Source organism: Microbacterium sp. Leaf351 (assembly GCF_001423825.1).
Lineage (GTDB): Bacteria > Actinomycetota > Actinomycetes > Actinomycetales > Microbacteriaceae > Microbacterium > Microbacterium ginsengisoli.
On the sequence record NZ_LMPK01000015.1, the window covers coordinates 84,624 to 92,634 of the forward strand.

Sequence of the window (8,011 nt, forward strand, 5' to 3'; positions counted from 1 at the left end):
GCTCGCTCGCTCCGAGCACGGTCGACGCGCGCTGAGCACGCGACACGCCCGGGTGCGAGACCCGTCGGGCGACTACGCTCGAGAGCGTGTCTGAACGCGCTCCGCTGTCCCGCAAGCTCTCCGCCATCGCCGAGTCCGCCACGCTGAAGGTCGACGCCAAGGCCAAGGCCCTTCAGGCCGCCGGCCGCCCGGTGATCTCCTACGCGGCCGGAGAGCCCGACTTCGCGACGCCGTCGTTCATCGTGGATGCCGCGGCCCACGCACTCGAAGACCCCGCGAACTTCCGCTACACCCCCGCGGTCGGCCTCCCGGTGCTCCGCGAGGCGATCGCCGCGAAGACCCTGCGCGACTCCGGTCTCGAGGTGGACCCGTCGCAGATCATCGTCACCAACGGCGGCAAGCAATCGGTGTACCAGGCCTTCCAGGCGGTCGTGAACCCCGGCGACGAGGTGCTGCTGCCGGCGCCCTACTGGACCACCTACCCCGAGGCCATCCGTCTCGCCGACGGGATCCCCGTCGAGGTGTTCGCCGGCGCCGACCAGGACTACAAGGTGACCGTCGAGCAGCTCGAGGCGGCCCGCACCGCGCGCACCACCGTGCTCGTCTTCGTGTCGCCGTCGAACCCCACCGGCTCCGTGTACACCCCCGACGAGACCCGCGCGATCGCCGAGTGGGCCCTCGAGCACGGCATCTGGATCATCTCCGACGAGATCTACCAGAACCTCGTCTACGAGGGCGCGCGCGCGGCATCCGTCGTCGAGGTGGTTCCCGAGGTCGCCGGCCAGACCATCCTCGTCAACGGCGTCGCGAAGACCTACGCCATGACCGGATGGCGCGTGGGCTGGATGGTCGGCCCGAAGGACGCCATCACGCTCGCCGCCAACCTGCAGTCGCATCTGTCGAGCAACGTCAACAACATCGCCCAGCGGGCGGCGCTCGCCGCGCTGACCGGCCCCCAGACCGAGGCCGAGGAGTTCCGGCAGGCCTTCGACCGACGCCGGCGCCTCATGGTCGCCGAGCTCGCGAAGATCCCGGGCGTCACGGTGCCGAACCCGCTCGGCGCGTTCTACGTCTACCCGGATGTCACAGGGCTGCTCGGCCGCGAGTGGGGCGGCGTCACGCCCACCTCATCGCTCGAGCTCGCCGACCTCATCCTCGAGCAGGCCGAGGTCGCCGTGGTCCCCGGTGAGGCGTTCGGCCCGAGCGGCTACCTGCGGCTGTCGTACGCGCTCGGCGACGACGCGCTGCTCGAGGGCGTGCACCGCCTGCAGCGCCTTTTCGGCGCCGCCTGACCGGGGTCGCAGCCTGACCGACCGCGGCAGAACCGAGGTCGCGGCCTGACCGCGGTCGTTGCGGGGCGCGTCAGCGGATCGTCGCGCCCGGCGTCGGCGTCGGCGTCGCCGGATCGATGATGTGGTCGACGACGGGCGACTTGTTGCCCGCCACGTCGAAGCCGTAGGCACAGAACCGCAGCGGCAGCGCGCCGCGCTCGTACAGGAACGGCTGACGGTAGGCCTCGGAGTAGCCGGTCGGATCCGCACAGACCGTCTCGGACGGGTCGCCGAACTTCACCCAGACGCTCGACATGTCGGGCAGGTCGAAGACCGGCTCCACGAGCACCCCGCCATCGGCGAAGCGCTGCACCGTGAGCTCGGGGCCGTCGGTGGGGGCGACGGTGTCGATCGAGAACACGATGCGGGCGGCGTTCGCCTCATCCCCCGGCACCGCGATGCACGCCACCACGAACGAGTTGGTCGTCGGCAGTGCCACCGGCACGACGCGCTCATCGCCGGGATCGAGGATGTAGCGCCGCCCGGCGTCGTACGTCGATGCATCAGTGCACGTCGCGGCATCCGCGATCGGCACGTTCAGCTGCACCTCGAGTCCTGCCGTCGTCGCGGCCTGGAGGGTGAGGGACGGGGTTCGTCCGGTGCCGTCCTGCCCGTCGCCGCCGAAGATGCCGCCGCCGTCGATGCTCCACTGCGCGTCGGAGAGACCGCACCCCGAGCCGAGCGCGAACCGCCCGGTCGCGAAGCAGCCGGACACGGATGCCACGGGCATGCTGTAGCTGGAGTCGGCGACGAACGTGGCACCGTCGGAGCCGACCTCGCAGGGTCGCCCGACGTAGCAGGAGGATCCGCGGCCGGTCGGCACGCCCACGTTCGTCGTGCCGATCATGCCGACCACCTGGCCGTCGGCGATGAGCGGGGCGCCGGCGGTTCCGCCGATCACGCCGGGACACGGCGTCGAGAGCGCACCGAACCACAGCCACTTGTACTCGAGCACGGTGCGCGTCGCACCGATCGTGCACTCGCCCTTGCGCATCACGCGATCCGCCTCGGGGAGGTCCTCCGTGGGCACCGCCACGTTCGTGACGGCGATGCCCTGGTCGGGCACTGTCGAGGAGACGGTGAGGGGTGTCACACCCTTCGCGGCCAGATCGGCCAGCGAGGCGTCGAGGCGGAGCACGGCGATGTCGTCACCTCGGCGCGTGGCGTACTCGACGCGCGCGATGTTCGACGTCACGATCGCATCGCTCGAGGCGCCGGTGATGTCGAGGAAGCGGGCCGTGCCGCGACCGGGCTGGTCGACGATCGTCTCGTTCGCCTCGCTCTGGGCGTCGAGGCCCGCGCAGCGACCGGTGGTCAGCACGTATGCCGGAGCGGATGCGGCATCCGTCGCCGATGTCGGGATCGAGATCAGGGTTCCGGTGCAGTCCAGGGCGCCACTGAGCCGCGCGACCGCCGTGTACGACGGCAGCTCGGCAGCGGTCACCGGCGTCGCGGGCTGGGCGGGCGGCGTCGCCGACGGCGAGGGAGTCGCGGGTCCGAGCGCATCGCCGGTGCACCCCGACAGCACGATCGCGAGGGCGAGGGTCGCGATCGCCGCGGCACGGCGCCGCGCGCTCACAGCTCCACCCCGACGAGCACGGGCTCGGGCTGCAGCTCGATGCCGAAGTCGGCCGCGACCCGCTGCTGCACGAACCGGGCCAGCTCGGCGACCTCGGCGGCCGTGCCGTCCTCGCGGTTCGTCAGGGCGAGGGCGTGTTTCGACGAGACGAAGGCGCGGGAGCGGCCCAGCCGCATCCCCTTGCGGATGCCGGCGTTCTCGATCAGCCACGCGGCGCTCAGCTTGTACTGCACGTTGCGGGGCGCCGCGCGGGGGACGTACCCGTCGTATGCCGCCAACGGAATGACGATGACGGGCTCGCGGGTCGACTCCATCGGCCACCGCGGGCAGGCATCGGGAAGGCTGCGGGCGAACTGCTCGGACACGATCGGGTTCTGGAAGAACGACCCGGCGCTGCGCGTGTCGGGGTCGGCCTCATCGAGCACCATCCCCTTCGCACGCCGGGTCTGCAGCACCAGATCGCGCACCTCCGCGAGCGAGAGCTCGGCGCCCGCCGCGACCGGCAGCGCCTGGCGCAGCCGGTCGGAGGTCAGCGGGCGCGGGGCGGTGCCGATCTCCGCGAGGTCGAGGGTGACGGTGAGGATGACGGCACGCCGGGCGGGCACCGATCCGTAGTGGTGCTTGAGCACCGACGTGCGGAAACCGAGGCCCAGCTCGCCCGCGGGCACTTCCACGACCTCGCCGGTCGTCTCGTCGATCAGCTCGACGGCGACGAGCGTGTCGGCGATCTCCTGCCCGTACGCGCCGACGTTCTGCACCGGCGCGGCGCCCACGGTTCCCGGGATGCCCGACATGCCCTCGATGCCCGACAGCCCCCACGCGACGCTCTGTGCGACCAGATCGTCCCAGGCGTGACCCGCCTGCACCCGCAGTCGTGCGATGCCCGGTTCCGGGGCTGCGAGCCGCTCGACGCCCGCTGAGCGCACCCGCACGACCGTTCCCTCGAATGGCTCGTCCCCGACGAGCAGGTTCGAGCCGCCGCCCAGCACGAGCCAGTCGTCGCCGCTCGCCCAGACGTCGCGCAGCACCGTCACGAGCTCGTCGCGGGTGAGCGCGTCGATCATGCGCTCGGGGGCGCCACCGGTGCGGAGGGTCGTGAGCTGCGCGAGCGGCAGCGGGTCGATCTCGGGCATGGGTCAGGCGGTGCGCACCCGCACCTGGGCCTTGCCCAGCACGGTCGTCTCGCCGAAGGTCACGGTGAGGTCGATGCGGGCCTCCCCGTCGCTGACGGCGCCGACGGCCGCCACGACGTGCACATCGGCACCGTCCTCCGCGTCAACCAGCACGGGCCGGGTGAAACGCACCCCGTACTCGAGGATGCGTCCGGCGTCACCGAGCCACGGCACGACGGTCTCGACAGCGAGGCCCATCGTGAGCATGCCGTGTGCGAGGACGCCGGGAAGACCCACGCGCTGGGCGATGTCGTCGCGATAGTGGATGGGGTTGAAATCTCCCGACGCGCCCGCGTAGCGCACGAGCGCCTCGCGGGTCAGGTGCACGTCGCGCTCCGCGACGACGTCGCCGATCTGCAGGTCGGTCATTCGTCGCCTCCCACGAGAAGGATGGATGTCGCGGTCACGACGTGTGCGCCCGAGGCATCCGTGACCTCGGCCTCGCTGGTCACCATCGCACCCTTGCCGACGGCGCGGACGCCCGTGACCGACAGCGTGCCGACGAGCTCGTCGCCGGCGACGATAGGCCGTGTGTAGCGGAAGCGCTGCTCGGCGTGGATGAGGCGCTCGAGCACGATGCCCGAGTCGGGCTCGGCGAGCAGCTGCTGCAGGGTGAGGTCCTGGATGACCATCGCGAAGGTCGGCGGGGCGACCACGTCGGCGTAGCCGAGCGCCTGGGCGGCAGCCGGGTCGACGTGCTGGGGGTCGGTGGCGAAGACGGCGCGCGCGAACTCGCGCACCTTCTCACGGCCGACGATGTACGGGGCGGTCGGCGGGAAGACGCGGCCGACGAGCTCGGTGTTCACGGGCACCCGATCATCCTACCGAGGGGGCCCGGCCGCGCCCGGGAGGACGCTGGAGGTGCGCACCGTGGACGTCGGGGCGCGTCGGGGGTGCGCCTCCGGCGTCAGCGCGCCCGGCGCGCCGTGAGCGCCTTGCGCGCCATCTGCACCGCGATGAAGACGAGGTAGGCGGCGAGCAGCACGTTGCCGACGAAGGGATCGACGATCGTCGCGACCCACGCCCCGAGGGCGGTGGTGGCGCACGCGGCGATGCCGATGATCAGGCCTGCGGCGAGGTCGACGTTGTGGCGGCGGAGGTTGCCGACGGTGCCCGAGATCGCCGTCGGGATCATCATGAGCAGCGACGTGCCCTTGGCGATCAGGTCGCTCGCGCCGAACGCGAGCATGAGCACCGGGGTGACGACGATACCGCCGCCGACCCCGATGAGGCCCGAGACGACGCCGGTGACGACGCCCAGGGCGACGAGGGCGATCGCGGTGTACCACGCGACGTCGAAGGGCTCGCCGCGGGAGGGGATGACGAGGAAGAGGCTCACGACGACGACCGCGAGGAACGCCACGAAACCCCAGCGCAACGCGTTCCGCGACACCTTCGGCAGCAGCCAGGTGCCGATCTGGGCGCCCACGACAGCGCCCGCGGCGAGCAGCAGCGCGGGGATCCACGCGACCGATCCGTGCACCGCGTAGGAGATCACCCCGACGGCAGAGGTCGGCACGATGGCCGCGAGCGAGGTGCCGGCGGCGCGCCGCTGGTCGAAGCCGAGCAGCAGCACGAGCAGGGGCACGATGACCGTGCCGCCGCCGACGCCGAACAGGCCCGAGAGGAAGCCCGAGAGGAGCCCGATGCCGATGCACGCGAGCACGAGGCGGCGCGAGCGGGAGGCGGGGGCGGCGGGGAGCGACATCCTTCGGAGCCTAACCGCCCCGCCGGCGCTACTCGCGGCCGGGGTCGATCGGCGCGAAGCGGCCGAGGGCGCCACGGCCGACGAGACGGGATGCCGCGAGCGAGCCGGCGACCGCGAGGAAGATCGGCACGAGCAGGTCGAACCCGGTTCCGGTGAAGCCGACGATCAGCGCGATCGCCGTGAAGGGGGCCCGCATGTTGGAGGCGAGGAAGGCGGCCGCCGCGACGATCGCGAGCGCCGTGCCGTCGGCGCCCGGCCAGATGAACGCCCATCCGGCCGCGGCCGCCGCTCCGAGCGCCGCACCGATCGCGACGGAGGGCTGCAGGGTGCCGCCGATCGCGCCCGAGCCCAGCGAGATCGAGGTGGCGACGTACTTGAGCACGGCGAGCACGAGCAGCAGCAGTGCGGGCTGCGACAGGTCGAAGCCGGCGGTCGCGAGCGCACGCCCGTTGCCGAGTATCAGCGGGAACACGATGCCGACGGCACCGACGGCGGCGAAGACGACCGGAAGCGCGACGAGCAGCCTCCAACCGGTGGGCCGCAGCCCGGAGAGCCGCTTGGTGGTCGCGGCGAACCCGGTGGCACCGAGACCCATGAGGGGGCCGATGATGATCGCGGCGACGATGAGGGACGCATTCACCTCGACGGATGCCACGTGGTAGAGCGACTCGTCGGGCACGAGCGGGCGCGCGACGAGCGTCGCGATGGCGCTGACCGAGAGGGCTGTCACCGCCGCACCGATGCTGAACTGGGCCAGCAGGATCTCGACCGCGAACAGCGCACCGCCGAGCGGCACGTTGTAGACGGCGGCGAGGCCCGCGCCGGCGGCGGAGGCGATGAGGATGCGGCGCCAGCGGGCGTCGAGTCCGAACCACCGCACGATCTTCGAGCCCGCCATGGCCGAGAGCTCGCGCGGGGCGACCTCCTTGCCGATGGAGGCACCGAGACCCACGGATGCCACCTGCAGCACCGTGTCGATGAGCGTCTCCCACCACGGCATGGGCGTGCCGGCGACGCCCTCCTCGACGCTGGCGATGCGGCGACCGAAACGTCGCACCAGGTACCAGCCGGTGGCGGCGATCACGCCCGCGGCGGTGACGCTGACGAGCGGCAGCCACCACACGCTCGGGTAGGCGATGCCGTCGAGGAACGGCCCCTCCTCGTGCCCCCACACGAGATGCTCGATCGAGTGCACGATCCACACCAGCAGCAGGACGGCAAGGCCCGTGGCGACCCCGATCACGACGGTCGCAAGCCCCAGTCGCAGCAGCGTGAGCAGTGCCGGCAGACGTCGCGCGGGCAGGGCGCGGGCGGCGGATGTCACGCCGTCACGTTAGCGCACCCGGTGAGACGTGCCCGGCGCTCAGGGGGTCGGCCGCATACGCAGGTGGGTGACGCCGCCGTCGACGTCGAGCGCCGTGCCGGTCGTCGACCCGGACGCCGGGTGGGCGAGGTAGAGGATCGCCGCGGCGACCTCGGCGGGCGTGACCATGCGACCGGTGGCCTGGCGTGCGTCGAGGGCGGCCCGCTCGGCGACGGGGTCGGGGAAGTTCTGCAGCATCCGATCGACAAACGGCGTGGCGACGGTGCCGGGGCACACGCAGTTGACGCGCACCCCCTCGCGGACGTGGTCGGTCGCCATCGCCAGGGTGAGCGCGTACACCGCGCCTTTCGAAGCGCTGTAGAGCGCGCGCTGAGGCAGGCCGTTGCGCGCGGCGATCGAGCACACGTTCACGATCGCCGCGCGCTCCGAGCGCCGCAGCCACGGCAGCGCGGCGGCCGACGCGCGCGCCATGCCGATGACGTTCACGTCGAGCACGCGCGCCCATTCGTCGTCGTCGTTCTCCTCGACCGTGCCGATCGCGCTGATCCCCGCGTTGTTGACGAGCACGTCCACTCCGCCGAGCGTCGTGGCGAGCGCATCGATGGCCGCGGCGACCGATGTCCGCGAGCGCAGGTCGGCGGATGCGCCGATCGCCGCGCCCGGCAGGTCGTCGACGGCGAGGTCGAGCACGCCGACCGTGGCGCCGGCGTCCTGCAGGGCCTCGACGGTGGCGCGTCCGATACCCGAGGCGCCGCCGGTGACGATCGCGCGCACACCCCGCCAGGCGCCGGCGCTCATGCCGCCACGCACAGCTGGCGCGCCGTGCCCAGACCGTCGATGCTGAGCTCGACCCGATCGCCGGGGGCGAGGTAGACCGGGGTGGGCATGCCCAGTGCC

The 8,011-nt window shown here is 72.3% G+C and carries 8 protein-coding genes; 1 reads left to right on the forward strand and 7 read right to left on the reverse strand.

Going from position 1 to position 8,011, the window contains the following annotated elements; translation table 11 throughout:
- Positions 1-86 precede the first annotated feature (86 nt).
- On the forward strand, positions 87-1,292 hold the full coding sequence (locus ASG00_RS06060) for a pyridoxal phosphate-dependent aminotransferase (protein WP_056207570.1): 1,206 nt from the start codon (positions 87-89) through the stop codon (positions 1,290-1,292).
- A 70-nt stretch (positions 1,293-1,362) separates the two neighbouring features.
- Here the strand turns inward: ASG00_RS06060 and ASG00_RS06065 are convergent, their stop codons facing one another.
- From ASG00_RS06065 to ASG00_RS06095, 7 genes are all read right to left on the reverse strand, one after another.
- A complete protein-coding gene (locus ASG00_RS06065; RefSeq protein WP_045247822.1) occupies positions 1,363-2,910 on the reverse strand; it encodes a trypsin-like peptidase domain-containing protein in 1,548 nt (515 codons plus the stop codon).
- On the reverse strand, positions 2,907-4,043 hold the full coding sequence (locus ASG00_RS06070; RefSeq protein WP_056207573.1) for a UDP-N-acetylmuramate dehydrogenase: 1,137 nt from the start codon (positions 4,041-4,043) through the stop codon (positions 2,907-2,909). Before ASG00_RS06070 ends, ASG00_RS06065 begins: the two co-directional genes overlap by 4 nt.
- Positions 4,044-4,046: 3 nt before the next feature.
- Positions 4,047-4,451, reverse strand: a complete 405-nt coding sequence (locus tag ASG00_RS06075) for a MaoC/PaaZ C-terminal domain-containing protein (RefSeq protein ID WP_045247820.1) — start codon at positions 4,449-4,451, stop codon at positions 4,047-4,049.
- Positions 4,448-4,894: a MaoC family dehydratase N-terminal domain-containing protein gene (locus ASG00_RS06080; protein ID WP_056207576.1), complete on the reverse strand. Its 447-nt coding sequence runs from the start codon at positions 4,892-4,894 to the stop codon at positions 4,448-4,450. The genes ASG00_RS06075 and ASG00_RS06080 overlap by 4 nt, the downstream gene beginning before the upstream one ends.
- A gap of 95 nt (positions 4,895-4,989) precedes the next feature.
- Entirely contained in the window at positions 4,990-5,865 is an 876-nt protein-coding gene (locus ASG00_RS06085; protein WP_327037322.1) for a sulfite exporter TauE/SafE family protein, read from the reverse strand.
- A complete protein-coding gene (locus ASG00_RS06090) occupies positions 5,819-7,114 on the reverse strand; it encodes a chloride channel protein (protein ID WP_056207580.1) in 1,296 nt (431 codons plus the stop codon). The genes ASG00_RS06085 and ASG00_RS06090 overlap by 47 nt, the downstream gene beginning before the upstream one ends.
- 39 nt (positions 7,115-7,153) lie before the next feature.
- Complete coding sequence (locus tag ASG00_RS06095; RefSeq protein WP_056207793.1) at positions 7,154-7,912, reverse strand: SDR family NAD(P)-dependent oxidoreductase; 759 nt, start codon at positions 7,910-7,912, stop codon at positions 7,154-7,156.
- Positions 7,913-8,011: the final 99 nt, after the last annotated feature.